General features: G+C 67.5%; 22 protein-coding genes and 1 pseudogene. 8 read left to right on the top strand and 15 right to left on the bottom strand.

What is annotated here, in order from left to right; genetic code table 11:
• Nucleotides 1-24: 24 nt before the first annotated feature.
• Nucleotides 25-1,413 carry a D-2-hydroxyglutarate dehydrogenase gene (locus OY559_RS08265; protein ID WP_277729549.1) on the bottom strand — a complete coding sequence of 463 codons (1,389 nt, stop codon included), beginning with the start codon at nt 1,411-1,413 and terminating at the stop codon, nt 25-27.
• 192 nt (nt 1,414-1,605) lie between these two features.
• Here OY559_RS08265 and serA point away from each other — a divergent pair, with 192 nt between their 5' ends.
• The gene (serA, locus tag OY559_RS08260; RefSeq protein WP_277729548.1) at nt 1,606-2,847 is read left to right on the top strand and encodes a phosphoglycerate dehydrogenase; all 1,242 of its coding nucleotides are present in this window, start codon (nt 1,606-1,608) and stop codon (nt 2,845-2,847) included.
• Nucleotides 2,848-2,877: 30 nt separating this feature from the next.
• Here the strand turns inward: serA and OY559_RS08255 are convergent, their stop codons facing one another.
• Nucleotides 2,878-3,480 (bottom strand): NUDIX hydrolase, encoded by a 603-nt coding sequence (locus tag OY559_RS08255; protein ID WP_277729547.1) that lies wholly within the window; start codon nt 3,478-3,480, stop codon nt 2,878-2,880.
• Between the two features lie 133 nt (nt 3,481-3,613).
• Between OY559_RS08255 and OY559_RS08250 the strand changes: the two genes are divergently transcribed.
• Nucleotides 3,614-5,104, top strand: coding sequence for an amino acid permease (locus tag OY559_RS08250; RefSeq protein WP_277729546.1), 1,491 nt, complete (start codon nt 3,614-3,616; stop codon nt 5,102-5,104).
• A gap of 76 nt (nt 5,105-5,180) precedes the next feature.
• Nucleotides 5,181-6,611: an amino acid permease gene (locus OY559_RS08245; protein ID WP_277729545.1), complete on the top strand. Its 1,431-nt coding sequence runs from the start codon at nt 5,181-5,183 to the stop codon at nt 6,609-6,611.
• 77 nt (nt 6,612-6,688) lie between these two features.
• On the opposite strand, the gene OY559_RS08240 is transcribed toward OY559_RS08245, so the two are convergent.
• Nucleotides 6,689-7,060, bottom strand: coding sequence for a high-potential iron-sulfur protein (locus tag OY559_RS08240; RefSeq protein WP_277729544.1), 372 nt, complete (start codon nt 7,058-7,060; stop codon nt 6,689-6,691).
• 74 nt (nt 7,061-7,134) lie between these two features.
• Here OY559_RS08240 and OY559_RS08235 point away from each other — a divergent pair, with 74 nt between their 5' ends.
• From OY559_RS08235 to OY559_RS08220, 4 genes are all read left to right on the top strand, one after another.
• Nucleotides 7,135-7,776 (top strand): methylthioribulose 1-phosphate dehydratase, encoded by a 642-nt coding sequence (locus OY559_RS08235; protein WP_277729543.1) that lies wholly within the window; start codon nt 7,135-7,137, stop codon nt 7,774-7,776.
• A gap of 98 nt (nt 7,777-7,874) precedes the next feature.
• Complete coding sequence (locus OY559_RS08230; protein ID WP_277729542.1) at nt 7,875-8,432, top strand: 1,2-dihydroxy-3-keto-5-methylthiopentene dioxygenase; 558 nt, start codon at nt 7,875-7,877, stop codon at nt 8,430-8,432.
• 152 nt (nt 8,433-8,584) lie between these two features.
• The gene (gene mtnC, locus OY559_RS08225; protein WP_277729541.1) at nt 8,585-9,289 is read left to right on the top strand and encodes an acireductone synthase; all 705 of its coding nucleotides are present in this window, start codon (nt 8,585-8,587) and stop codon (nt 9,287-9,289) included.
• Entirely contained in the window at nt 9,286-10,164 is an 879-nt protein-coding gene (locus tag OY559_RS08220) for an aromatic amino acid exporter YddG (RefSeq protein ID WP_277729540.1), read from the top strand. Before mtnC ends, OY559_RS08220 begins: the two co-directional genes overlap by 4 nt.
• Before the next feature lie 164 nt (nt 10,165-10,328).
• Here the strand turns inward: OY559_RS08220 and OY559_RS08215 are convergent, their stop codons facing one another.
• The 11 genes and pseudogenes from OY559_RS08215 to OY559_RS08165 form a co-directional block, all read right to left on the bottom strand.
• Nucleotides 10,329-10,904 carry a YdeI/OmpD-associated family protein gene (locus tag OY559_RS08215; RefSeq protein WP_277729539.1) on the bottom strand — a complete coding sequence of 192 codons (576 nt, stop codon included), beginning with the start codon at nt 10,902-10,904 and terminating at the stop codon, nt 10,329-10,331.
• Nucleotides 10,905-10,906: 2 nt separating this feature from the next.
• Entirely contained in the window at nt 10,907-12,487 is a 1,581-nt protein-coding gene (locus OY559_RS08210; RefSeq protein ID WP_277729538.1) for a calcineurin-like phosphoesterase C-terminal domain-containing protein, read from the bottom strand.
• A 141-nt stretch (nt 12,488-12,628) separates the two neighbouring features.
• Nucleotides 12,629-13,255 carry a bifunctional phosphoribosyl-AMP cyclohydrolase/phosphoribosyl-ATP diphosphatase HisIE gene (gene hisIE, locus OY559_RS08205; protein WP_277729537.1) on the bottom strand — a complete coding sequence of 209 codons (627 nt, stop codon included), beginning with the start codon at nt 13,253-13,255 and terminating at the stop codon, nt 12,629-12,631.
• Nucleotides 13,245-14,021, bottom strand: a complete 777-nt coding sequence (hisF, locus tag OY559_RS08200; RefSeq protein ID WP_277729536.1) for an imidazole glycerol phosphate synthase subunit HisF — start codon at nt 14,019-14,021, stop codon at nt 13,245-13,247. The genes hisIE and hisF overlap by 11 nt, the downstream gene beginning before the upstream one ends.
• Entirely contained in the window at nt 14,015-14,752 is a 738-nt protein-coding gene (gene hisA / locus OY559_RS08195; RefSeq protein ID WP_277729535.1) for a 1-(5-phosphoribosyl)-5-[(5-phosphoribosylamino)methylideneamino]imidazole-4-carboxamide isomerase, read from the bottom strand. The genes hisF and hisA overlap by 7 nt, the downstream gene beginning before the upstream one ends.
• On the bottom strand, nt 14,749-15,351 hold the full coding sequence (gene hisH / locus OY559_RS08190) for an imidazole glycerol phosphate synthase subunit HisH (protein WP_277729534.1): 603 nt from the start codon (nt 15,349-15,351) through the stop codon (nt 14,749-14,751). Before hisH ends, hisA begins: the two co-directional genes overlap by 4 nt.
• On the bottom strand, nt 15,348-16,421 hold the full coding sequence (gene hisB / locus OY559_RS08185; protein ID WP_277729533.1) for a bifunctional histidinol-phosphatase/imidazoleglycerol-phosphate dehydratase HisB: 1,074 nt from the start codon (nt 16,419-16,421) through the stop codon (nt 15,348-15,350). Before hisB ends, hisH begins: the two co-directional genes overlap by 4 nt.
• 80 nt (nt 16,422-16,501) lie before the next feature.
• Nucleotides 16,502-17,563, bottom strand: a pseudogene (gene hisC, locus OY559_RS08180) (histidinol-phosphate transaminase); the annotation flags it as partial.
• Nucleotides 17,560-18,873, bottom strand: coding sequence for a histidinol dehydrogenase (gene hisD, locus OY559_RS08175; RefSeq protein WP_277729531.1), 1,314 nt, complete (start codon nt 18,871-18,873; stop codon nt 17,560-17,562). The gene hisD and the pseudogene hisC, both read right to left, overlap by 4 nt.
• Entirely contained in the window at nt 18,870-19,784 is a 915-nt protein-coding gene (hisG, locus tag OY559_RS08170) for an ATP phosphoribosyltransferase (RefSeq protein ID WP_277729530.1), read from the bottom strand. Before hisG ends, hisD begins: the two co-directional genes overlap by 4 nt.
• Before the next feature lie 8 nt (nt 19,785-19,792).
• Complete coding sequence (locus OY559_RS08165; protein WP_277729529.1) at nt 19,793-20,119, bottom strand: YerC/YecD family TrpR-related protein; 327 nt, start codon at nt 20,117-20,119, stop codon at nt 19,793-19,795.
• A 239-nt stretch (nt 20,120-20,358) separates the two neighbouring features.
• Between OY559_RS08165 and OY559_RS08160 the strand changes: the two genes are divergently transcribed.
• Nucleotides 20,359-22,182, top strand: a complete 1,824-nt coding sequence (locus OY559_RS08160; RefSeq protein WP_277729528.1) for a sensor domain-containing diguanylate cyclase — start codon at nt 20,359-20,361, stop codon at nt 22,180-22,182.
• A gap of 150 nt (nt 22,183-22,332) precedes the next feature.
• Here the strand turns inward: OY559_RS08160 and OY559_RS08155 are convergent, their stop codons facing one another.
• On the bottom strand, nt 22,333-24,222 hold the full coding sequence (locus OY559_RS08155; RefSeq protein WP_277729527.1) for an HAL/PAL/TAL family ammonia-lyase: 1,890 nt from the start codon (nt 24,220-24,222) through the stop codon (nt 22,333-22,335).

Below are 24,222 nucleotides of genomic sequence, written 5' to 3'. Positions count from 1 at the left end.
CAGCGATTGCTGGATGAATCCGCGTCACGTGTCGAACAGCTTGCCCGGGTTCATCAGGCCGTTCGGATCCAGCACGCGCTTGATGCCGCGCATGACTGCGATCTCGTCCGCGCTGCGCGTGCTTTCCAGATAGCCCTTCTTCACCAGGCCGATGCCGTGTTCGGCGGAAATGCTGCCCTGGTGGCGGCGCAGCGATTCGGCCAGCAGCTTGGTGACCTGCTCGCACTGGGTGACGAACTCCGCGTTCCCCATGCCGTCGGGCTTCAGCACGTTGATATGCAGGTTGCCGTCGCCGATATGGCCGAACCACACCACCTCGAAGTGCGGGTACGCCTCCCCCAGCAACGCCTGCGTCTTGGCAAGGAACGCCGGCATGGCGGAGATGCGTACCGATACGTCGTTCTTGTACGGCACATGGCGCGCCAGCGCCTCGGTGATGCCTTCTCGCAAACGCCACAGCTGCGCGGCCTGGGCATCGGACTGGCTGATCACGCCATCGCTGACCCAGCCCTGCTCCATGCAGGCTTCGAAGGCGGCCATCGCCGCGGCTTCCCTCACCTCGTCACCGATCGCGAACTCGGTGACAACGTAATACGGATGCACCTCATCGAACGGCTTCTGCGCGCCATGCGCAAGCACGTGATGCAGCGCGCGATCGGTGAAGAATTCGAAGGCTTCCAGTTGCAGCCGCTCGCGGAATGCGGCGAACACCTGCATCAGCACCTCGAACGAGGGCAGCGCCAGCAGCATGACGTTGGTCGGCGGCGGCGGATCGGTCAGGCGCACGGTGGCTTCGACCACGACCCCCAAGGTGCCCTCGGAACCGATGAACAGGTGGCGCAGGTCGTAGCCGCTGGAATTCTTGATCAGCGCCTTGTTGAGCTCGAGCACGTCGCCGGCGCCGGTGACGACCTTCAGGCCGGCGATCCATTCACGCGTATTGCCGTAGCGGATCACGCGGATGCCGCCCGCGTTGGTCGCGATGGTGCCGCCGATGGCGCACGAGCCCCGCGAGGCGAAATCCACCGGGTACACCAATCCATGCTCGCGCGCGGCGTTGTGCACGGCCTCCAGTGGCATGCCGGCCTGCACCGTCAGCGTGCGGTCGACGGCATTGAAGTCCAGTGCCTGGTTCATGCGCTCCAGGCTGAGCACGAGTTCGCCGTTCGCAGCCACCGCGCCACCGGACAGGCCGGTACGTCCGCCCGAAGGCACGACGGCCACACGCTGCGCGTTGGCCCAACGCACGACGGCCTGCACGTCCTCGACCGTGGCGGGCAACGCAATCGCCAACGGTGCCGGCGTCCAGCGTCGGGTCCAGTCGCGGCCATAGTGTTCGAGGTCGGCGGGATCGGTCTTCAGGCGCAGCGCCGGAACGGCGTGCAGCAGGGCTTCCAGGCGCGGATCGGTCATTGCGGGGACAGGACTTCAGGGGGCGCCCAGCGTGCCAGCGATGCCCTGCGGCGTCCAGCCGATCGCGCGCTTCGTTTCAGCGGCAACCAAGCCGGAAAACAGCAACCCAGCTTTCCGTTCCGCACCGCACCATCCCAACGCTCCATCTGGCATAGTGACGCCCCCTCCCCCTCCGCTGCGACCTTTCCGGCAATGTCGATCAAGAAGACCTCGTACCCGAAGCAGGACATCCGCGTGCTGTTGCTGGAAGGGGTCAGCCAGACGGCGGTCGAGACATTCCGGGCCGCGGGCTATACACAGATCGAGTACCACGAGAAGTCGCTGCCGGAAGACGAACTGAAGCGCCGCATCGCCGAGGCGCACATCGTCGGCATCCGTTCGCGCAGCCACCTGACCGATGATGTGCTGGCCCAGGCACGCCGGCTGATCGCCGTCGGCTGCTTCTGCATCGGCACCAATCAGGTAGACCTGGACGCGGCGGAACTGGCCGGCATCCCGGTGTTCAACGCCCCGTACTCCAACACCCGCAGCGTGGCGGAACTGGTGGTTGCCCAGGCCATCCTGCTGATGCGCGGCATCCCGCAGAAGAACGCCGAATGCCACCGCGGTGGCTGGAGCAAATCCGCCGCCGGCAGTCACGAGGTGCGCGGCAAGACGCTGGGCATCATCGGTTACGGACATATCGGCACCCAGGTGGGCGTGCTGGCCGAGTCGCTGGGCATGCAGGTGCTCTTCCACGACATCGAGACCAAGCTGTCGCTGGGCAATGCGCGCGCCGCCGTCAGCCTGGACGACCTGCTGGAACTCAGCGACGTGGTCACGCTGCACGTGCCGGAGACGGCCGCGACGAAAGACATGTTCGGCGCGGCGCAGATCGCCCGGATGAAGCCAGGCGCACACCTGATCAACGCCTCGCGCGGCACGGTGGTGGACATCGATGCGCTGGCCGAAGCGCTGAAATCCGGCAAGGTCGGCGGTGCGGCGGTGGACGTGTTCCCGGTTGAGCCCAAAGGCAACGCCGACGCATTCGAGTCGCCGTTGCGCGGGCTGGACAACGTGATCCTGACCCCGCACGTGGGCGGCAGCACGCTGGAGGCGCAGGACAACATCGGCGTGGAAGTGGCGGCCAAGCTGGTGCGCTACAGCGACAACGGCAGCACGCTGTCGGCGGTGAACTTCCCCGAAGTCACCCTGCCCGGCCACGAAGGCAGCCGTCGCATCCTGCACATCCATCGCAACGTGCCGGGCGTGCTGTCGCAGATCAACGACATCTTCCGCGACCGCGGCATCAACATCGACGGCCAGTTCCTGCGTACCGACCCCAAGGTCGGCTACGTGGTCATCGACGTCACCGCCGATGAGGAACAGACGGCCAGCCTGCGCGATGCGATGGCAGCGATCCCGGGCACGTTGCGGGTGCGCGTCCTGTATTGATATCCGCAGTGCGGTGGGCCAGGGCCCACCCTACGCCGTGTTGCACGCCAACCATTTGCGGGCCATGCGGCTGAGGGACTCGTCGGCCTCATCGGCGATGGGTGCGATCTCGCGCCATGCCAGGTCCAGCGACTCCTCGCCGACCACGTAGTCCTCGCTGCCGTTGGCACGCACCACGTAGCGTATGTCGTAGTGCCAATGGCCCGGCACGTCCTTGCGTTCGGGTATCCAGTGACGGTCCAGGTCGAAGATGCTGCCGTCCACGGACAGGTCGGACAGGCCGGACTCCTCCTCGGCTTCCTTCAGCGCCACGCGCGCCATGTCTTCGTCGCCGTCGGCATGGCCGCCCAGTTGCAGCCATCGGCCGAGCTTGCGGTGATGGGTCAGCAGCGTGCGTCGGCCATCGGCGCTGACCAGCCAGGCGCCACCGGTGAAGTGCCCTTCCAGCCGCTCGCGGACCAGCGGGTTGGCCGGATCGTCCAGCAGTTCGAGAAACTGCACGACCAACGCCTGTTCGTCGGGCCAGCGACGGCCATAGTCGGCCAGGTGTGTGCGGAGGGCGGTGTAAGCAGCTGACACGGCGTGGTTTTTCCTTGCGGGCGGGTCGGTGGCATCGTGATTATCGCCCGACATGCTGCAACCGCGCTTGTGATCCCCCGCCTGCTTTGGCAAGGTACGGCCTTCCGTGGGGCGCCTTCCCCATGACAGTTGCCACCGCCCGGCGGGTCTTTCCGCCGGCATCCAGTCTTGCAAGGGGACGCTGCGAATGCTCAAAGCTCTGTTCAGGGTCAAGCCGGTCGCACCGGCAGGACATATCGATGCCGGTGAACCTTTCGAAGGCAGCCTGGACGGCGAAAGCAGTCTGAAGCGAACCCTGACCGCCAAGCACCTCGTGCTGCTGGGTGTGGGCGCCGTCATCGGTGCGGGCATCTTCGTACTGACCGGCCAGGCCGCCGCCAACCACGCCGGCCCCGCCATCATGCTGAGCTTCGTGATCGCGGGCTTCGCTTGCGCCATGGCCGGTCTCTGCTACGCCGAGTTCGCCTCGATGATGCCGGTCTCCGGTAGTGCGTACTCGTACTCCTACGCCACCCTGGGCGAGGCCGTGGCCTGGTTCATCGGCTGGTGCCTGGTGCTGGAATACCTGTTCGCATCGTCCACCGTCGCGGTGGGCTGGTCCGGCTACCTGGTGAGCTTCCTCACCGGCACGCTGGGCGTGCCCTTCCCCGAGCAGCTGGCGACCGCGCCGATCACGTGGGCCAATGGCGGATTCGTCGCCACCTCGGGCATCATCAACCTGCCTGCGGTGCTGATCGTCGCTGCGGTCAGCGGCCTGTGCTATGTCGGCATCACCCAGTCGGCCTTCGTCAACTCGATCATCGTCGCGATCAAGGTGGTCGTGATCGCGGCCTTCCTCGGCTTTGGCATCCAGTACGTCGATCCGGCGAACTGGACGCCCTTCATTCCCGAGAACACCGGCCCCGGCCAGTTCGGCATGGACGGCGTGTTCCGCGCGGCGACCATCGTGTTCTTCGCTTACATCGGCTTCGACGCGGTCTCCACCGCCGCAGGCGAAGCCAAGAACCCGCAACGCGACATGCCCAAGGGCATCCTCGGCTCGCTGGCCATCTGCACCGTCATCTACATCGCCGTCTGCGCAGTGCTGACCGGCATGACCCACTACACCCTGCTGGGCACCGCCAAGCCGGTGGCCACGGCACTGGAAGAGGTCCTCAAGGCCGACCCCGGGGCCAGCGTGGGCTGGCTGAAGACCGCAGTGGAAATCGGCGCCATCGCAGGCCTGTCGTCGGTGATCCTGGTCATGCTGATGGCACAGCCGCGCATCTTCTATTCGATGGCCAGGGACGGACTGCTGCCCCGCCTGTTCGGCAAGGTGCACCCGAAGTTCCATACGCCCTACGTCGGCACGATCATCGTTGGCGTGCTGGCCTGCCTGCTGGCCGGCTTCATGCCGCTCAGCGTGCTCGGCGAACTGGTGTCGATGGGGACGCTGCTGGCCTTCGCCACGGTGTGCCTCGGCGTGCTGGTGCTGCGCTTCACCCGCCCCGACATCAACCGGCCATTCCGCGTGCCGATGTTCTGGCTGATCTGCCCGCTGGGCGTGCTCGCCTGCCTGTTCCTGTTCCTGCAGTCGTTCATGGAGCACTGGCAGATCTTCGTGGCCTGGACCGTGCTGGGCCAGCTGATCTACTTCGCCTACGGCTTCAGGAACAGCAAACTCAGGCAGAAGGCCTGATCCCCTTCAAGGCCGGCGGACGCACCGCCGGCCTTTTTGGTTGACCTCACCGAAACCCGTTCCAGGAACACGCACGATGCTCCGACAGCTCCTCGCCACCAAGCACCCCCATGCCGCCCATGAAGAGGCCGAAGGGCTCAGCCTGCGCCGGACGCTCGGCCCCTGGGGCCTGACCGCGCTCGGCATCGGTGCGGTGATCGGTGGTGGCATCTTCGTCATCACCGGACAGGCGGCGGCCAACCACGCCGGCCCGGCGATCATGCTGTCGTTCGTGCTGGCGGCGATCTGCTGCACGTTCTGTGCGCTGGCGTACGCGGAATTCGCCGCGATGGTGCCGGTGTCCGGCAGCGCCTACACCTACACGTACGCCACGCTGGGTGAACTCACCGCGTGGTTCATCGGCTGGATGCTGGTGCTGGAGTACGGCGTGTCAGCGTCGGCGGTCGCGGTCAGCTGGACCGGTTATTTCCTCAGCCTGCTCGAACACTTCGACATCTTCCTGCCCAAGGCGCTGGTCAGCGCACCACTGGATGCGCAGCTTCGCCCGACCGGCGCCATCGCCAACGTCCCCGCGGCCGTCATCGTGCTGCTGCTGACCTGGCTGTGCTACGTCGGCATCCGCAAGTCGTCGGCCATGAACATGGCGATGGTGGTGCTGAAGACCGGCCTGATCGTGCTGGTCATCATCGCCGGCTGGCAGTATGTCGACCCTTCCAACTGGCAGCCCTTCATTCCCGCCAACGAAGGCCCGGGCAAGTTCGGCTGGGATGGCGTTCTGCGCGGCGCGGCGATGGTGTTCTTCGCCTACATCGGCTTCGAAGCGGTCTCGGTGGCGGCGCAGGAATCGCATCGCCCGCAGAAGGATCTTCCGGTCGGCATGCTGGCCTCGCTGGCCATCTGCACCGTGCTGTACATCGCCATGGCGGCGGTGATGACCGGCCTGGTGCCGTACACGGCCCTGGGCACGGCCGAGCCGGTCGTGACTGCGGTAGCCGCCCATCCCGAACTGGGCTGGCTGCGGGTCACTGTGGAGATCGGCGCCCTGATCGGCCTGTCGTCCGTGGTGCTGGTGATGATCATCGGCCAACCGCGCATCTTCATGATCATGGCCCGCGACGGCCTGCTGCCGCCGGTGTTCACCAAGATCCATCCGGAATACCGCACGCCGCACATCAACACCGTGATCACCGGCATCGGCATCGCGCTGCTGGCGGCGCTGTTCCCGCTCGACGTGCTGGGCGAACTGACCTCGATGGGCACGCTGATCGCGTTCGCCTCGGTCTGCGTCGGCGTGCTGGTGCTGCGCCGTACCCAGCCCGACCTGCCGCGCCCCTTCCGCATTCCGATGGCCTGGCTGATCTGCACGCTGGGCGTGCTGAGCTGCCTCGCGCTGCTGTCGGCGATGACCGCCCACAACTGGATGCTGATGGCGGTCTGGACAGCGGTGGGTTTCCTCATCTATTTCCTGTACGGATATCGCCACAGCCGCCTGCGCGGCCAGCGCTGAGCCTACCCGCATCGGTGGCAGCATTGAGAAAGCGCGGCCCTGCCGCGCTTTTTTTTCCACACCGGATGCACACGGACTCAGGCTTTCTTAGCCCAGGCGCTGCACCAGCCCTTTGCGGCCACCGAGTTCTTCGGGAACAGCGTGCACGGACCATAGGCCTGCGTGGCCGGCGCCTTGAAGAAGTTGCAGTTGGCGCAGTGGTCGCCCGCCTTGTGTTTGGGATGCTTCACCGTCGCCGCATTCTCGCTGTAGGCCAGCGCCTTGGCGGTGGGGTTATTGGCATCCAGCTTGGGCAGGACGGCAGGCGCGGCGGCCTCGGCACGCATGGCATGCCAGGCCAGTGGCGCCACGGCGGCGGCGGACAGGGTGGTGGTCAGGAAACGGCGGCGGGAGGCATCGTGGCTCATCTGGCTGGGCACCTGCGGGAAGAAGCCTGCAGTCTTGGACATCGGACCGACCCGCGCATTGAGCAGGATCAATCCCCATGCCGGACCGGCAAGGCGGTTCCGCTAGAATGCGCGGCATGAACGCCCTGCCCTACGACGCCGACCTGCTGCGCGACCGCGCGCAGTCCATCATCTCCAACGTGCGCGAGCTGTCGCAGCTGGGCTGGACCCCGGCCACCAGCAGCAACTTCTCGCAGCGCCTGGACGAACGGCATGCCGCCATCACCGTCTCCGGCCGCGACAAGGGTCGGCTGGTGGAGGCTGACATCATGGTGGTGGACTTCGACGGCAAGGCCGTCGGCAGCGACCATCGCCCGTCGGCCGAGACCCTGCTGCACACGCAGTTGTACCGCCGCTATCCCGAGATCGGCTGCGTGCTGCACACGCATTCGCTGGTGCAGACGGTGGCGTCGCGGCTGTTCGCCGGCGCCGGGCACGTCCGCCTGGAAGGCTTCGAACTGCTGAAGGCCTTCCACGGCAACAGCACGCACGAGATGGCCATCGACGTGCCAGTGTTCGCCAACACCCAGGACATGCCCACGCTGGCCGCCCAGGTGGACGCGTTGCTCGACAACCAGCCGCTGTGGGGCTACCTGATCGACGGACACGGCCTGTACGCCTGGGGCCGCACGATGGCCGAGGCGCGCCGCCACCTGGAGGCGTTCGAGTTCCTGTTCGCGGCCGAACTCGAACTGCGCAAACTCGGCTGCCGGCGCTGACAACCGCGGGTTATCGCAGCGTTCCGCTTCCGCAACAGGCCACGCGGATGGGGTCTGGTACCCTACCGACTCCCTCCGTCGCCTCACGCCATACCGCCATGAGCCGCCTGCGCATCTTCCGCGAATCCGACCCGGCCACGCCGGAGTTCGCCAGCTACGACCCCGACTTCATCGCCGCCGAACTGAAGAAGCTCGGCGTGACCTTCGAGCGCTGGAAAGCGACCAAGGCGATCGCCCCGGGCGCCTCGCCGGAAGAGGTGATGGACGCCTACCGCGCCGACATCGACCGGCTGGTCGCCGAGCGCGGCTTCAAGACGGTCGACGTGGTCAGCATCGCGCCGGACAACCCGCAGCGCGAGGCGATGCGCGCCAAGTTCCTGGACGAGCACTACCACAAGGAAGACGAGGTGCGCTTCTTCGTCGCCGGCTCGGGCCTGTTCACGCTGCACGTGGGCGACAAGGTCTATGAGATCGAATGCGTGCAGGACGACCTGATCGGCGTGCCCGACAGTACGCTGCACTGGTTCGACATGGGGCCGGAACCGAGTTTCGTCGCGATCCGCTTCTTCACCGAGCCGGACGGCTGGGTGGGCCACTTCACCGGCACCACGCTGGCGCAGCAGTTCCCGCGCTATGAAGGCCTTACCGAACCCTGAAGCCCCTCTCCCCTCGGGAGAGGGGTTGGGGTGAGGGTCCGACGACACGACGGCGATGAACTGTCGTGCAAAGGATCAGCGCCAGTCGCTTTCCCTGCCCTCGACACTCGCAGCGGAGCAAGCTCCGCTCTACCGCGAACCAGAAGAACCCCATGCCCGTTTCCACCATCCTCACCGACATCGAAGGCACCACCAGCAGCATCTCGTTCGTGAAGGACGTGCTGTTCCCGTACGCGCGCCGCGCCCTGCCCGGCTTCGTGCGCGAGCATGGCGACGACCCGGAGGTGCGCCGCTGGCTGGATGTCGTGGCCACCGAGCACGGCAGCATCTGCAGCGATGACGTCATCGTGGAGACGCTGCAGGGCTGGATCGACCAGGATCGCAAGCACACAGCGCTGAAGGCGCTCCAGGGCCTGATCTGGGAGGCCGGCTACCGCGATGCGGATTTCACCGCACACATCTATCCCGATGCCGCACCCGCGTTGCGCACGTGGCACGCGCAGGGTTACCCGCTCTACGTCTATTCATCCGGTTCGGTGCCGGCGCAGAAGCTGTTCTTCGGCCACAGCGATGCGGGCGACCTGTCGCCGATGTTCTCGGGCTGGTTCGATACCGAAGTCGGCGGCAAGCGCGAGGCGGCCAGTTACCGGGCCATCGCCGGGCGCATCGGCGTGCCTCCCGGGGACATCCTGTTCCTGTCCGACGTGGTGGAGGAACTGGATGCCGCGCGCGATGCCGGCCTGCAGACGTGCCTGATCGACCGGCGGGACGACTACCCCGCGCCGCGCGAAGGTGATGCGGCACGTGGTCACGTGCGCGTCGACTCCTTCGCTGACATCGAGCTGCCCACCGCGTGAGCAACGCCGCTTCGCAGCGCCGTGCCACCCTGGCGGGGCTGGTCGCGATCCTGCTGTGGGCGTCGCTGGCGTTGTTGACGACGGCGACGGGCAACCTGCCGCCTTTCCAGGTGCTCGCCGTCGGCTTCGGCATCGCCGCCGTGCTGGGCCTCCTGCGCGCAGGCCTGCGCGGCAGCGCAGGTTGGCGCGAACTGCGCCAGCCGCTGTCCGCGTTCGCGCTGTCCACGCTCGCCCTGTTCGGCTATCACGCGCTCTACTTCATCGCGCTGAAGCGCGCACCGGCCGTGGAAGCCAATCTGCTCAACTACCTGTGGCCGCTGCTGATCGTGGTGTTCGCAGGCCTGTTCGGCGGTGTCTCCGTGCGCCGCGCCCAGTGGCTTGGCACCGGCCTCGGCCTGGTCGCGGCGGTACTGCTGGTGACCCGCGGGCGCAGCCTGCAGATCGAGCCATCGCATGTCCCCGGCTATGTTGCCGCGCTGGGCGCGGCGCTGATCTGGTCGCTGTATTCGGTACTCAACCGACGCCACGCCGAAGTGCCCAGCGCAGCGATCACCCTCGCCTGCGCAGGCGTCGCGGTGCTGGGCGCCGTCGCGCACCTGGTGGGCGAGGAGACGGTGATTCCCACGACAGGTCAGTGGACCGTCCTTGTGCTCATGGGCATCGGCCCGGTGGGCGCCGCGTTCTGGCTGTGGGACCACGGCACCAAGCGCGGCGATATCGCCCTGCTGGGCAGCCTGTCCTATCTGGCGCCGTTGTTGTCGACCCTGCTGCTGGTGGCGTCGGGGCGCGCGCAGGCGCATTGGATACAGGCCGTCGCGATCGCCTTGCTCATGATCGGTGCGTGGCTAAGCGTGCGCGCGAGCCGCGCGCGTTGATGAGAGCGATTCGCGTTTCCGCATGTCGGGACGCGTTTCCCTAGACTGCGCGCACGTCGCAAGCCAGCCAACGCCAGCCAGCCACGCATGCCTCGCCCGCCAGCCTCCGCTCGCCCGCCAGGACATGGAACGCCTCCCATCGGGAGGCGTTTTCGTTCATGGCATCAGGCGTGGATCTTCTCACCACGCGCCAGCATGGCGACCAGTTTCTCCACCCGCGCCCGCTTCGTTTCGAGCTTCGCTGCGGTCTGCACGCGCCAACAGACGGCATAGCGGTTGGTCCTGTCGAGTGCTTCGAAAAAGGCCTTGGCCTTGCGATTCTTCGCCAGCGCCTGGGCGAGTTCGGCCGGCACGTCCATCGATCTGGCGCCGTCGTAGGCCGCATCCCAGCGACCATCCGCCTTGGCCGCCTCGACTTCGCGCATGCCCGCCGGTCGCATCCGCCCTGCCGCTACCAGTACCTCGATCTTGGCGACGTTGATCCTGGACCACGTGCTGCGCGAACGACGCGGCGTGAAACGCTGCAGGAAGCACTGCGCGTCGAAGCCCTTCTTCTGCCCGTCGATCCAGCCATGGCACAGCGCCACGTCGAGCGCTTCCGCATAGCTCACCGACGCGATGCCCGAGTCCTTCTTCGCGATCCTGAGCCACACGCCCTCGGAGGTGGCGTGGCGCTCCAGCCAGCGCTCCCACGCGGCGGCGTCCACGAAGTGCTCGATGGGAAGGTCCGTCGCGGCCATGATCAGGGCTCTCCCTTCTGCAGGCGATACGACGTGCGGGCCGATTGTTCGCCACGCCAGCGGTCGAAGGCGCGCACCTCGACCGCATGCTCGCCTTCGGCCAGGTCGGTGGGCAGCGCGCCGCGCCACAGGTGCTGGGAGGCTTCGGCTTCCGGCGAGCGGTCATACCCACGCAAGGCATCGGCCGTGTCGTCGCGCATGTTCTCCAGCAGCAGGCGCGGATCGGGGTGTTCTACGCGCTTCATCGGCTTCCACTCGCCGCCATCGACGCGGTACTCCACACGGGTCTCCGCATCGCCCATGTAGACATTGGCGAACACGCCCCACGCCGGATACGCGCCCTTGCGCAGCACGCGCGGCGCATGCAGGCCGATGCCGCTGTCGTCCGCTCCGCGCGCCGGATGCCACGACAGCGCGTACTCGCCGCCCGCGCGCACGCGCAACCGCGCGTAGCCGTTGGGCGTACCATCGGCCATCGTCGTGTCCGGAATCCCCTCCGCGTCCTTCACGCCCGACCAGTAGGCGCCGCAGGCTGCGCCGACGTTGTACTCATGCAGCGGCCGAAGGCCGTGCCAACCGGTGGAAACGTCGTGGTACCAATGCCGCTGGGTGTGGGTGTGCCCACTGAGCAGCAGCACGTGCGGGAAGTCCTCCAGCATCGCGAACAGGCGCTCTCGGTCTTCCGGGCGGAAGCCGCGTGCGCCCGGCTCGTAGAGCGGGATGTGCACGCCGATCACCAGCAGCCGGTCCTTGCGCACCGTGGGCAGGTACGCCTGCAGGAAGGCGAACTGGTCTTCGCGCAGTCCGCCGAAGTACGAAGGCGTGCTGCCTGGCCGGTAGATCACGTCGTCCAGCCCGATGAACGTCGCGGCCTCTTCTTCCCACGCGAAGGTGTCCGGTCCAAGATGATGGCGGAACGTGCGCAGCGAATCCTCGTCGCCGGCGGCATCGAAGTCGAGGTCGTGGTTGCCCGGAATGAACAGCCATGGCACCTGCAGGCTCATGGTCGTGCGCAGGATCTCGGGGTACAGCGACAGGTCGTCGTTGGTCACGTCGCCCAACGTCAAGCCCAGCGTGGCACCATGCTTCCCGACCAGGGGTTGCACGATGTCGCGCCAGTAATAGTCCACGTCCTTCACGGAAGAAGTCTGGCTGTCGGCGAACAGCAGCACATCGAGTGCATCCTTCGCCTCCTTCACCCGCGGACGAAGCCCGAAATGCGTGCAGTCCGGTTGCCGCTGCGGGATGCCGCCGTATTTCAGCGTGGGTCCGGCGTGGTACTGCAGGTTGCGCCAGCGGGATGGCAAGCCGTCCGGCCGCACCGCCAGATCGTAGCCGGCCGGTTTGATGATGAAGAGCGTGCGCCCGTCCACGTAGTCCAGGCGGTATTCGCCCTGCACATCCGTGACCGCGATGTCGACACCGTTGGACACCTTGACGCCCGGCAGGCCCGGTTCCCCGGCATCGCGGGTGCCGTTTCCGTTGCGGTCCTCGTACACCTGTCCCCAGCTGCAGGGCGGCGGCAGCGCATGGGCGGGGACCGTCAGCAGTGCCAGGACGAGGGCGATCAACGAAGCGCGCATGGCGACTCCAGCCGGAAAGACCGGAGGATTATGGCGCAGGGCCGGTGCACTTGTAGGAGCGCCCTCGGGCGCGATGCTTTTTCGTCAGCAGCAGCGAAGAGCATCGCGCCCGAGGGCGCTCCTACAGTCGGCGGGGATGCGTCATCGGGAGGCGTGCCGTTCCCGCAGCACACCGACGGCATCGGCCAGCGACAGGCCGCGTGCGCGCAGCAGGACGGTCAGGTGGTAAAGCAGGTCGGCGCTCTCGCCGAGCAGTGCGGTTTCGTCCTGCGCCACGGCCGCCAACGCGGTTTCCACGCCCTCCTCGCCCACCTTCTGCGCGATGCGGCGTACGCCAGCCTCGAACAGGCGCGTGGTGTAGCTGTCCGCCGGCCGTTCACGCTCGCGTTGCGCAATGAGGGCATCCAGTTCCGACAGGAATGCGGCCGGTGCCGACGGGAAGCAGCTGGCGCGCTGCAGGTGGCAGGTGGGCCCCTGCGGGTGCGCGAGGACCAGCAGCGTGTCGTCATCGCAGTCGGTTTCGACAGCCACCAGTTCCAGCACATGGCCGGAGCTTTCGCCCTTGGTCCACAGACGCTGCCTGCTGCGACTGAAGAAGGTCACGCGCCCGCTGGCGAGCGTGGTCTGCAGTGCTTCGTGGTTCATGTAGCCCAGCATCAGCACGCGCAGCGTCGCGGCGTCCTGCACGATGACGGGCAGCAACCCGTCGCCCTTGTCCCAGTCCAGGCCGGCGGGATCGAAGGTCGGTTGCCGCTTGTCAGTCGCCACGTCTCACCTCGATGCCTTGTTGCGCCAGTGCCCGCTTCAATGCCGGAATGCGGATGTGGCCGCTGTGGAAGACGCTGGCGGCCAGTGCGCCGTCCACATCCGCCTGCCGGAACACATCGGTGAAATGCTCCACCTCGCCCGCGCCACCCGAGGCAACGAGCGGCACTTCGCAGACCCTGCGAACCGCCTGCAACTGCGCCAGGTCGTAGCCCCGCCGCACGCCGTCCTGGTCCATGCAGTTCAACACGATCTCGCCGGCGCCCAGGCGCTGCGCCTGCACGACCCAGTCCAGCGTGCGCAAGCCGGCACCCTGCATCTTCGTGGGATCGCCGGTATAGCGGCGCACGCGCCATTCGCCGTCCGCTTCAAGGATGGAATCCACGCCGACCACCACGCATTGCACGCCGAACGCCCGCGCCAGTTCGCCGATCAGTTCCGGGCGCTCCAACGCTGGCGTGTTCACCGACACCTTGTCGGCGCCGCTGTACAGCACGCGACGCGCGGTCTCCACGTCCCGGATGCCACCGGCCACGCAGAACGGAATGTCCAGCAGCCGTGACACGCGCTCGATCCAAGCGTAGTCCACCGAACGTCCTTCCGGGCTGGCGCTGATGTCGTAGAACACCAGCTCGTCGGCACCTTCGTCTCGGTAGCGCAGCGCCAGTTCCGCGATGTCGCCCATGTCGACGTGGTCGCGAAACTTCACGCCCTTGACCACCCGGCCCTCGCGCACGTCCAGGCAGGGAATGATGCGCCGGCTCAGCATGCCAGCGCCTCCGGCAGGGCGAAGCGGCCCTCAAGCAACGCACGCCCGAGCACGATGCCTGCGCAACCCGTTTCGCGAGCCCCGATGACATCCGCCACCGCGCTCACCCCGCCCGACGCCTGCACGGCCAACCCGGGCAAGGTGGTGCGCAGGTGGGCATACAGGTCGAGGTTGGGCCCGCTCAGCATGCCGTCGCGGGCGATGTCGGTGCACAGCAGGTGGCGCAGACCTGCGTCCGCGTAACGCAACGCGAAGTCGTCCAGCGTCCCGGATGCCGTCTCCGTCCAGCCATGCACCGGCAGGCGCCACGTGCCGTCGTCGTCGCGTCGCGTATCCAGCGCCACGGTGATGCGCTCGCTGCCGAACTCGGCCAGCCACGCCACGACGGCATCCGGGTCGCGGACCGACAACGAACCGATGACGACACGTTCCGCCCCTGCATCGAGGATACGCGCCACGTCGTTGCGCCCGCGCACACCGCCGCCCGTCTGGACCTTCAACGGGGTCGTGCGCGCGATTTCGCCCAGCAACGGCGCAAGCGTGTAGCCGCCTGCGCGCGCCGCGTCCAGGTCGACCAGGTGCAGCCATTGCGCACCCTGCGCGGCGTAGCGCATGGCCACCTCCAGTGGCGTGCCTTCATAGCGCGTTTCGCGCGCATAGTCGCCCTGCGCCAGCCGCACGACGCGGCCATCGCGCACGTCGATGGCGGGATACACGGTGAAACCTGTCATTGCAGTCCGTACTCGATGAAGTTCTTCAGCAACCGGGCGCCGACGGCACCCGAGCGCTCGGGATGGAACTGGGCGCCGGCCACATTCCCCCGCTGCACCACCGCGGCGAACGCGTGGCCATGCTCGCTGCTGCACAGGCAGTCGTCGTCGACGGGCGCTGCGTAGCTGTGGACGAAGTAGGCGTGGTCGCCTTCGGCAATGCCCTCGATCAGCGAGCTGTCCCGGCAGCGTTGCAGGGTATTCCACCCCATGTGCGGTACGCGGACGCCCGCTGCGGCCGGCAGTTTGCGCACGCGGCCGGGCAGCAGGCCCAGGCAGGGTGTGTCGTCTTCCTCGGAATGCGCGAACAGCAGTTGCACGCCCACACAGACGCCCAGCAGGGGCCTGTCCAGCGTGCGCAGCACGTCGACCAGGTGAAGTTCCTGCAGCCGCGTCATGCACACGGCGGCGGCGCCCACGCCGGGCAGGATCACCCGGTCTGCGGCGCGGATCGTCGCCGCATCGCCAGTCAGTTCCGCTTCCACGCCGAGCCGCTGCAGGGCGTATCGCACCGAGCCGATATTGGAGCCACCGGCATCGACCAGGACCACGTTCGTCACAGCGCCCCCTTGGTCGACGGCAGTTCGGCACCCTCGCGCTTCACCGCCTGGCGCAACGCGCGCGCCAGCGCCTTGAAGCTGGCTTCGACCTTGTGGTGGTCGTTGTCGCCTTCCACCTTCAGGTTGAGGTTCAGGCCCGATGCGTCGCAGAGTGAACGGAAGAAGTGCGGAACCAGTTCGGTCGGCAGGTCGCCCACGCGTTCGCGCCGGAACTCGCCGTTGAAGACGAAGTACGGCCGTCCGCTGAAATCCAGCGCGGCGCTGGCCAGCGTCTCGTCCATCGGCAGGGTGAAGCCGTAGCGACCGATGCCGCGCTTGTCGCCCAGTGCTTCCTTCAGCGCCTGGCCCAGCGCAAGGCCGGTGTCCTCGACGGTGTGGTGCTCGTCGATGTGCAGGTCGCCGTCCGCGCGCACGTCCAGCGCGAAGCCACCGTGCTTGCCGATCTGCTCCAGCATGTGGTCGAAGAACGGCAGGCCGGTCTTCGCGACCGGCTCGGCGACGCGGTCGAGGTCCACCTCGACGCGGATCTTCGTTTCCTTCGTGTTGCGCTGGACCACCGCACGCCGCGGCGCGTCCGCCAGTTCGTGTGCGATGCCGGCCCAGTCCCATTCGCCCCCGAACTGCGCGGTCTTCAGCTGGAAGCCGCGGATCTTCAGGTTCTCGGCGAACTGGATGTCGGTCGGGCGATCGCCCACCATGCCGGACCGCGCCCAGTCGATGCTGCGGTCCTGCAGATAGGGGACCATCAAACCGATGCCCGGCTTGCGCGTCGGCTTGTTCTCGTGCGGCCAGCTTTCGTCGATCAGTACCTCGCGGAACCGGATGCCCTGGCTTTCGAACACCTGCATCATCAATGCCTGCGGACCGTCGAAACTCGCGCGCGGATACTGCTCGCTGCCCAACCCGTCCTGGTTGCTGACGATGACGAACTGGTAGCCGGCATCGCGCAACTTCAGCAGTGCCGGGATGACACCGGCGACGAAGCGCACCTTTTCGTACGCATCGATCTGGAAATCCTCGGGCTCCTCGATCAGGGTGCCGTCGCGGTCGATGAAAAGGATGGGCGTCATGGCAAGGCTTCCGTAGGAGGGGCTTCAGCCCCGGCAACGGTCGCCGCAACGGTCGGGGCTGAAGCCCCTGCAGCGTCCTCGTTCAGGGCCGCGATGACGCGATCGTTCTGGTCGGGCGAGCCGATGGTGATGCGCAGTGCATCGCCGAGTTGCGGTGCGGCGCGCTGGTCGCGGACCACCACGCCGGCGGCGAGCAATGCACGGAATGCACCTTCGGTATCGTCGAAGCGGGCCAGCAGGTAATTGCCTTGCGAGGGGTAGACACGTCGTACCCCCGACACCCGCGCCAGTGCGTACAGCAGGCGCTCACGCTCGCGACGCACCGTGGCCACCCGCTCATGCGTCTGCGCGAGCGCGGCGTCGGACAGGCCTTCCAGCGCCAGGTCGGCGCACGGCGTCGGCACCGGATACGGTGCCTGGCAGCGCTGCAGCACGGCGACCAGCTCCGCATCGGCGATCACCACGCCGATGCGCGCCGCAGCCAGTGCATGCGCCTTCGACAGCGTGCGCAGTACGGCGACGTTGGCGTGTGCGTCCAGCAGCGTGGTCGCAGAGGCTTCATCCGCGAACTCGCCATAGGCTTCATCCACGACCACCAATGCCCGGCCTTCCAGCGCGCGGGCAAGTGCGGCGATGTCGTCGAGCGGGATGGCCGATCCCGCCGGATTGGACGGCGAACACAGGAAGACGATCTTGGCGCCGTTCACCAGCGCCGCCTCGCGGATGGCATCGAGGTCGGCGAAGAATCCGGCCTCGCCATCGACCAGGGGCACCTCGATGATGCGCGCACCCTGCAGTCGCGCGCAGACCGCGTACATACCGAACACCGGCGGCGTCACCACGATGGCATCCTGCCCCGGCACGCACAGCGCGCGCACCAGCAAGTCGATGGCCTCGTCGCTGCCCCGCCCGACCAGCACCTGTTCCGATGCCGCACCGTAGAGCTGCGCCAGTCGCGAACGCAGTGCCGGTGGCTGCGGGTCGGGATATCGGCGGCTGCGACCGGCCCCGTCCGCCGGGTTGGCCCAGGCGGATTCGTTGGCGTTCAACCACACGTCGCCCCGCAGCGATTCGCTGCGCGCGGATCTGTAACCGGCGAAATCGCGCAAGTCGGGGCGCACCAGCGACATCACGCCGTTCATGCCGCCGCCTTGCGCATGCGCAGCGCGACCGCGTTGGCGTGCGCGTCCAGTCCCTCGGCGCGCGCCAGCGTCAGCGCGCAGTCACCGATGGCGGCGATGCCGGCGCGGCTGGCCGACTGCACGCTGACGAAGTTCTGGAAGCTGGCGACGCTGACGCCGCTGTACGCGCGCGCCGCGCCACTCGTGGGCAAGACGTGGTTGGTGCCACTGCAGTAATCACCCAACGCTTCCGGCGTGTAGTCGCCAAGGAACACCGAACCGGCGGCCTCCACCTTGTCCAGCCATGCGCGCGGCTCTCGCAGGGCGACGATCAGGTGTTCCGGTGCGTAGCGATTGCTGATGGCGAATGCATCGTCCAGCGTGGCGACTTTGATCAGGCGCGACGCCGACAATGCCTGTCGTGCGATGTCGATCCGGTCGAGTGCGGCAAGCTGCGTGGCCAGTTCGCTCTGCACCCGCTCGATCAACCCCTCGTCATCGGTCAGCAGCAGCACCTGCGAGTCCGGACCATGCTCGGCCTGCGACAGCAGGTCGGCGGCGACGAAGGCCGCATCCGCGCCGGCATCGGCGATCACCAGCACTTCCGACGGGCCGGCCGGCATGTCGATGGCGGCGGTGCCGGACTGCGCGACCTGCTGCTTGGCTTCGGTCACGTAGCTGTTGCCGGGTCCGAACAGCTTGTCGCACTTCGGCACGCTGTCCGTGCCGAATGCCATCGCGGCGATCGCCTGTGCGCCCCCCAGCTTGAATACGCGGCGCACACCGGTCAGCTGCGCGGCCACCAGCACGGCGGGATCGGCGGTGCCGTCCTTGCGTGGCGGCGTGCACAGCACGACTTCCCGGCAGCCGGCCAGGCGCGACGGCACACCCAGCATCAGCGCGGTCGACGGCAGCGGCGCGCTGCCGGCCGGCACGTACAGGCCGACGCGCGGGATTGGCCGGATCATCCGTTCGCAGACTACGCCGGGGGCGGTTTCCACGGTGTACGGTTGCGCCATGCCGGCGTAGTGGAAGGCTTCGATACGGTCGGCAGCTTCCTGCATCGCTTGGCGCAGGTCAGCGGACACGGCAGTGTGAGCGGCAGCGAATTCTTCTTCGCCGACTTCGAACGTTGCCAGTTCCACCCCGTCGAAGCGCGTGGTGATCTCGCGCAGCGCCACGTCGCCGCGCGCCTGCACGTCGGCCAGCAGGCCGGCCACCGCATCGCGCGTGCGTTGGGCGACCGTCTGCACGGGCCGCGCCAGCAGTGCGGCGCGCACGGCTTCGTCCAACACAGTCCAGTCGTATACGGGCGCGGGCGAAGCGCTCATGCCAGCGACCTCTCGACCGACAGCACCATCAGGCCTTGCGCGCCGGCGCGCTGCAGTTCTTCCAGCCGCTGCCAGGTCACCGCGCCGTGGCACATCGCCTGCAGCGATACCGGCCCGTCTTCGCCACCCGGCAGCGTGACCAGACCCTCACTGTCGGTCAGCAGGCGCGACAGTGCCGGCACCGTATCGCGTTCGGCGCGGAACATCAGCAGCTTGCTGTCCTTGAGTTTCATCACGCCGTCGAGCCGGCGCAGCAGCATGTCGGCGAGCTCCGCGCGGGCGTCGTCGAACTCGCGCGCCGGGCCGGCCAGTACCGCTTCGCTGTCCAGCAGCGTTTCCACCGGCTTCAGCTGGTTGGCGGCGAGCGTGGCGCCACTGGAGACGAGATCGCAGATCAGATCCGCCGTGCCCAGCTTGGGGGCGATCTCGACGGAGCCGGACAGCTCGACCACAGCCGCGTCGATGCCCCGCGCCTGCAGCCATTGCCGCAGGACGGACGGGTAACTGGTGGCGATGCGCAGACCCTGCAGCTGCTGCGGGCCTTCCCACTCCCAGCTTTCGGGAATGGCCAGCATCAGCCGGCAGCTGCCGAAGCCCAGCGGACGCAGTTCGCGGTAGGCCTGCGGCAGACCGATCAGGGCACGCTCGCCGGCCTGTTCGTCCAGTTCGTTGCGGCCGACGATGCCGAAATCGCAGACGCCATCGGCGATCAGGCCGGGGATGTCGTCGTCGCGCACCAGCAGCAGGTCGACCGGCAGGGATTCGCCGTAGCAGAACAACTTGTCGCGGCTCTCGCGCCAGCTCAGGCCGCAGGCGGCCAGCAGCGTGCGGGCCGGCTCGGCCAGCCGCCCGCTCTTCTGGATGGCGATGCGCAGACGCTCGCGCGTCGCGGGGGTCAGGGAGGGACTCATGGGGGAACTCAGTGGGAGGCGGAAGCCGTCGCGGCCTGCTGGCGCTGGACGGCGGTGGCATAACCGCCGGCGCCGCGTTCCAGCGTGCGGGCGACACGGCCGATGGTGGTCACGCTGACCTGGGTGAGATCGTGGATTTCCCGGTAGGGAACGCCCTTCAACAGCAGCGGCACCACGCGCCAACGGTCCGCCATGGCTTCAAGTTCCGCTGGCGTGCACAGGTCTTCCAGGAAGGCGCGCACGTCACCCGCGTCCGACAGCGCGGCCAAGGCTTCGGCGAGGGCCTGGAGAGGGCCGTTGTCGGCGATTTCGTCCTGGGGGGAGCGGCGCTTCATGGGCGAACACAGTGCACTAATGTATTAACGTGCTATTACATTAATCCAAGACGGTAACAACCGTCAACCCGTGCGCTGGCTGGAATGGGGGCGATTTCCCGTTACTTCCGGCAGGTGGTTGCCAGGGGACCGACGATGGGCTGGAGCGGGCAAGGACGATGAGTACACTGCCAAGGACGCCGGGCCGCCGGCCCGGCGCGACCGCCGACCGGCGGACGGGCCACCCGGGGGGGACCGGCATGCAGGAGCGGAAGGACATCATGTTGGGGCGGTGGCTGGTGCAGTTCGTGCTGCTGCTGGCGCTCTGGCCGTTGGGCACGGCGTCGGCGACGCAGGCGCGCATCACGCGCGATGCCAGCTACCTGCCACTGGCACCGCAGACCACGTATCTGCATGACGCCGGGGGCGAGGCGACAGTGGACGACGCCAGGCGGCTGCTGGCCGACGGACGCTTCGCCCCACTGCCGGAGGGCGATGCGTCGTTCGGCTTCCAGACCGGGGCTTTCTGGTTCCGGGTGAGCGTCGTCAACGAGAACCCGCGCGAGCAGCGCTGGCTGCTGGTGCAGCAATACGCGCTGAGCGACCGGATCGACATCTATGCGCACTACCCCGACGGCCGCACGGTCCACCACGCCGGTGGCGACACGTTCCCGTTCGAACAGCGCAGCATCCGCTACCGGCATCCGAACTTCTGGCTGGACCTGCCCACCGACCAGCCGGTGGACCTGCTGGTGCGGGTGCAGAGCCAGAGTTCGATGCAGGTGCCGCTGTTCCTGTACACGCCCGCGGCCTTCGCCGAGCTCTCCCGCGACGGCCAGCTCGGCATCGGCATCTACTACGGCATCCTGCTGGCGCTGTTCTTCTACAACCTGGTGCTGTGGCTGGTGCTGCGCGATGGCAGCTACTTCTGGTACCTCTTCCACATCACCGCCTTCGGGCTGGTGCTGTTCACGCTCAACGGGCTGGGCTTCGAATACTTCTGGCCGCATTCCACCTGGCTGGCCGACAAATCGGTCCCGCTGTCGGTCTGCCTGGCGCAGATCGGCATGCAGCAGTTCTCGCGGACCTTCCTCGACCTCAATACCCGATGGCGGCCGGGCGACCGCATCAGCAAGGCGATCATCGCGTTCTTCGTGCTGCTGGGCATCGCCGCAACGCAGCTGCCCTACCACGTGGCCACGCCGATCGCCTCGGCGGCCGTGTTTCCGAGCATCGTGTGGATTGCCGTCGTCACGCTGGTGGTGGTGCGCAGCGGCTACCGGCCCGCGAAAGTGTTCCTGCTGGCATGGGCGATGTTCCTGCTCGGCACGGGCATCTTCGTGGCGCTCGCGTTCGGCCTGCTGCCGAAGCGATTCATCACCGAGTACGGGGTGCAGATCGGCTCGGCGCTGGAGATGCTGCTGCTGTCGGTCGCGCTGGGCTACCGCTACGCTGCACTCCGCAACGAGAACGAGCGCATCGTCCGGGACGCGAAGAACTCGCTGGAGGAACAGGTGGTATCACGTACCGCCGAACTCCGTCAGACGATGTCCGAACTCGAGACCGCCCACCATCGCCTGCGCGAATCCAGCCGGCTCGATGGCCTGACCGACCTCTACAACCGCACGCACTTCCGCGAAGCCTTCGAGCACCTGCTGTTGCAGTCGCGCAATTCGCAGCGGCCGATCTCGCTGCTGATGATCGACCTGGACCACTTCAAGCGCATCAACGACACCTACGGCCACCTGGTCGGCGACGACTGCCTGCGCTGTACGTCGAACACGCTGGCCGAGACGCTGCGCCCGCACGGCGCACTGCTGGCGCGCTTCGGCGGCGAGGAGTTCATCGCCGCCCTGCCCGGCATGGGCCTGGGCGAGGCCAGCGTGATGGCCGAAGAGCTGCGCCAGGCTCTGCGCGCGCAGCCGTGCCGCAGCGGCGCGCTGGAGATCGCGGTGTCCGCCAGCATCGGCGTGCACTGCGTCGACCTGGAAGCGCGCGACAGCCTGGAATCCGCGCTGCAGGTGGCGGACCAGGCGCTGTACACCGCGAAGGCCGAAGGGCGGGACTGCGTGCGGACGTTGTGAGGCGACAGGGCTACTGTAGGAGCGACGTGAGTCGCGACCGCGCGCCCTGAGCGCACGGAACTCCCGTAAAACCGTCGAACCAGACCGCCGCACCATCATTGGTTGTCCGGCGTGCGGTCGCGACTGACGTCGCTCCTACAGTGCAGCTGCTCAACGATTGCGCACCGCCGCCAGTATCTCCCCCGACTCCACCAGCCGCACCGCGGTGGCGACTTCGCCATCGAGCGCGCGGTCGCGGTCGAGGAAGGGAATCTTCGCGCGGATCGCCGCATGCGCCGCCGCAACTGCGTGGCCGGGATGGAAGGCCTCGCTGGCCGCCAGCGCGGCACGCAGGGCATCGACTTCGGCCAGGAAGGTATCGCGTTCTTCGGCGCCCGGCTGCGGACCGCCTGACACCTTCATCGCCAGCCCTTCGGCGTCGGTACGGTCGGACAGCGCACGCGCGGCATTGATCATGTCGCGACGCAGGTCGAGTGCCTGAGCGGCGGTGTACAGCTCCAATGCCAGCACCTTGCCCAGGTCCTGCACCATCGCCAGTACGTGCCGTGCCTCGTTGGCGCCCATCGACACATGGTCTTCCGCATTCGCACTGGTCGGCACCGAGAACACGCTGGCCGGATGTGCGCGGCTGGCGAGGTCGTTGACGATCGCCGCCGCCGAGTACTGCACGATCATGTGGCCCGACTCGGTGCCATCCTCGTTGCCGATCAGGAACGCAGGCAGGCCGTCATTGGTGGATGGATCCACCAGCTTGTTGAGCCGCCGCTCGGAGATCGAGGCCAGCGTCGGAATCGCTGCCTTCACATAGCTCATCGCCAACGCCAGCGGCATGCCGTGGAAGTGGCCGGCGGAGATCACCTGCTCTTCCACGTGCTCGGCCTGCTTGTCCGGGAACACCAGCGGATTGTCGGTGACCGCGTTGAGTTCGATCTCCAGCACGCGCTTGGCCTGTTCCACCGCATCGCGCACCGCGCCGTGCACCTGCGGAATGCAGCGCAGCGAGTAGCTGTCCTGCGGCTGGTGCTTCTTGCCGCCACGGAACGGCATGAAGCGGTCATAGAACTTCTCCCGACCGTGGCGCTGGTCCGTCGGCACCCAGTCCCAGCCGATGTCGAAGCGGAGCGCCTGCGCCTCGGGCGTATCCCAACTGCGTGGCAGCCACGGGCGGAACTTCGGCACCAGGTGGTACGGAATGTCGGCCAGCGTCGAGCCATCGAGCAGGTCGCGCAGCCGCCCGGCCACATGCACCTGGCCAGGATGCGGCCGCAGCGCGTGGACCTCTTCGGCGAACGCGCCGAGGCGGCCCGCGAACGCATCGATCGTCATGGCCGCGGCCAGATCGGCGGTGTCCAGCAGGTTGTCCAGGCGATAGGTCGCCAGGACGCCCATCGCCAGCATCTGCGCGGTGCCGTTGTTCAGCGCCAGCCCTTCCTTGTACGACAGCGAGACCGGCGACAGCCCCGCGCGCTTCAGCGCGTCCGCACCGGACATGCGCTCACCTTCATGGAAGGCTTCGCCCCCGCCCAGCAGCACGATGGCCAGGTGCGACAGTGGCGCGAGGTCGCCCGAGGCGCCCACGGATCCCAGCGACGGCACCACCGGCACGATGCCGGCGTTGAGCATCGCCGCCAGCGCCTGCAGCGTTTCCACGCGGATGCCGGAGTGGCCCTTCAACAGCGTGTTGATGCGGATGCCCAGCATGGCGCGGACGATCTCCGGCGCCATCGGCTCGCCCACGCAGACCGCATGGGTGACGATCAGGTTGTACTGCAGTTCTTCATGCAGCGAACGTCCCGACTTCGTGGCGCCCGGCAACTCGTCGCGCAATGGATGCGCGCCCAGCAACTTGTCGGCATTGCTGCCGAAGCCGGTGGACACGCCGTAGATCGGCTCTTCGCGGCGGACCTGTTCGGCGAGGAAGTCGGCCGCGCGGGCGACGTCTTTCAGCGCCCCCTTGTCCAGCTCGACACTGGCACCGAACGCGATCTCGACCAGCCGGTCGCGGGTGAGGGATTTTCCATCCAGCAGGATCGGCTTCAT

Origin of the sequence: Pseudoxanthomonas sp. SE1 (assembly GCF_029542205.1) — a bacterium.
Taxonomy (GTDB): domain Bacteria; phylum Pseudomonadota; class Gammaproteobacteria; order Xanthomonadales; family Xanthomonadaceae; genus Pseudoxanthomonas_A.
This window is presented reverse-complemented; position numbering and strand designations above follow the sequence as displayed.

Coding starts and splice junctions, on each gene's coding strand:
- hisG (WP_277729530.1), bottom strand. CDS start 19,784: ATGAGTCCCTCCCTGACCCCCGCGACGCGCGAGCGTCTGCGCATCGCC.
- OY559_RS08230 (WP_277729542.1), top strand. CDS start 7,875: ATGAGCCGCCTGCGCATCTTCCGCGAATCCGACCCGGCCACGCCGGAG.
- hisB (WP_277729533.1), bottom strand. CDS start 16,421: ATGACGCCCATCCTTTTCATCGACCGCGACGGCACCCTGATCGAGGAG.
- OY559_RS08265 (WP_277729549.1), bottom strand. CDS start 1,413: ATGACCGATCCGCGCCTGGAAGCCCTGCTGCACGCCGTTCCGGCGCTG.
- OY559_RS08250 (WP_277729546.1), top strand. CDS start 3,614: ATGCTCAAAGCTCTGTTCAGGGTCAAGCCGGTCGCACCGGCAGGACAT.
- OY559_RS08255 (WP_277729547.1), bottom strand. CDS start 3,480: ATGTCGGGCGATAATCACGATGCCACCGACCCGCCCGCAAGGAAAAAC.
- OY559_RS08240 (WP_277729544.1), bottom strand. CDS start 7,060: ATGTCCAAGACTGCAGGCTTCTTCCCGCAGGTGCCCAGCCAGATGAGC.
- serA (WP_277729548.1), top strand. CDS start 1,606: ATGTCGATCAAGAAGACCTCGTACCCGAAGCAGGACATCCGCGTGCTG.
- OY559_RS08235 (WP_277729543.1), top strand. CDS start 7,135: ATGAACGCCCTGCCCTACGACGCCGACCTGCTGCGCGACCGCGCGCAG.
- OY559_RS08210 (WP_277729538.1), bottom strand. CDS start 12,487: ATGCGCGCTTCGTTGATCGCCCTCGTCCTGGCACTGCTGACGGTCCCC.
- hisF (WP_277729536.1), bottom strand. CDS start 14,021: ATGCTGAGCCGGCGCATCATTCCCTGCCTGGACGTGCGCGAGGGCCGG.
- OY559_RS08215 (WP_277729539.1), bottom strand. CDS start 10,904: ATGGCCGCGACGGACCTTCCCATCGAGCACTTCGTGGACGCCGCCGCG.
- OY559_RS08245 (WP_277729545.1), top strand. CDS start 5,181: ATGCTCCGACAGCTCCTCGCCACCAAGCACCCCCATGCCGCCCATGAA.
- OY559_RS08160 (WP_277729528.1), top strand. CDS start 20,359: ATGCAGGAGCGGAAGGACATCATGTTGGGGCGGTGGCTGGTGCAGTTC.
- hisD (WP_277729531.1), bottom strand. CDS start 18,873: ATGAGCGCTTCGCCCGCGCCCGTATACGACTGGACTGTGTTGGACGAA.
- mtnC (WP_277729541.1), top strand. CDS start 8,585: ATGCCCGTTTCCACCATCCTCACCGACATCGAAGGCACCACCAGCAGC.
- OY559_RS08165 (WP_277729529.1), bottom strand. CDS start 20,119: ATGAAGCGCCGCTCCCCCCAGGACGAAATCGCCGACAACGGCCCTCTC.
- hisA (WP_277729535.1), bottom strand. CDS start 14,752: ATGACAGGTTTCACCGTGTATCCCGCCATCGACGTGCGCGATGGCCGC.
- OY559_RS08155 (WP_277729527.1), bottom strand. CDS start 24,222: ATGAAGCCGATCCTGCTGGATGGAAAATCCCTCACCCGCGACCGGCTG.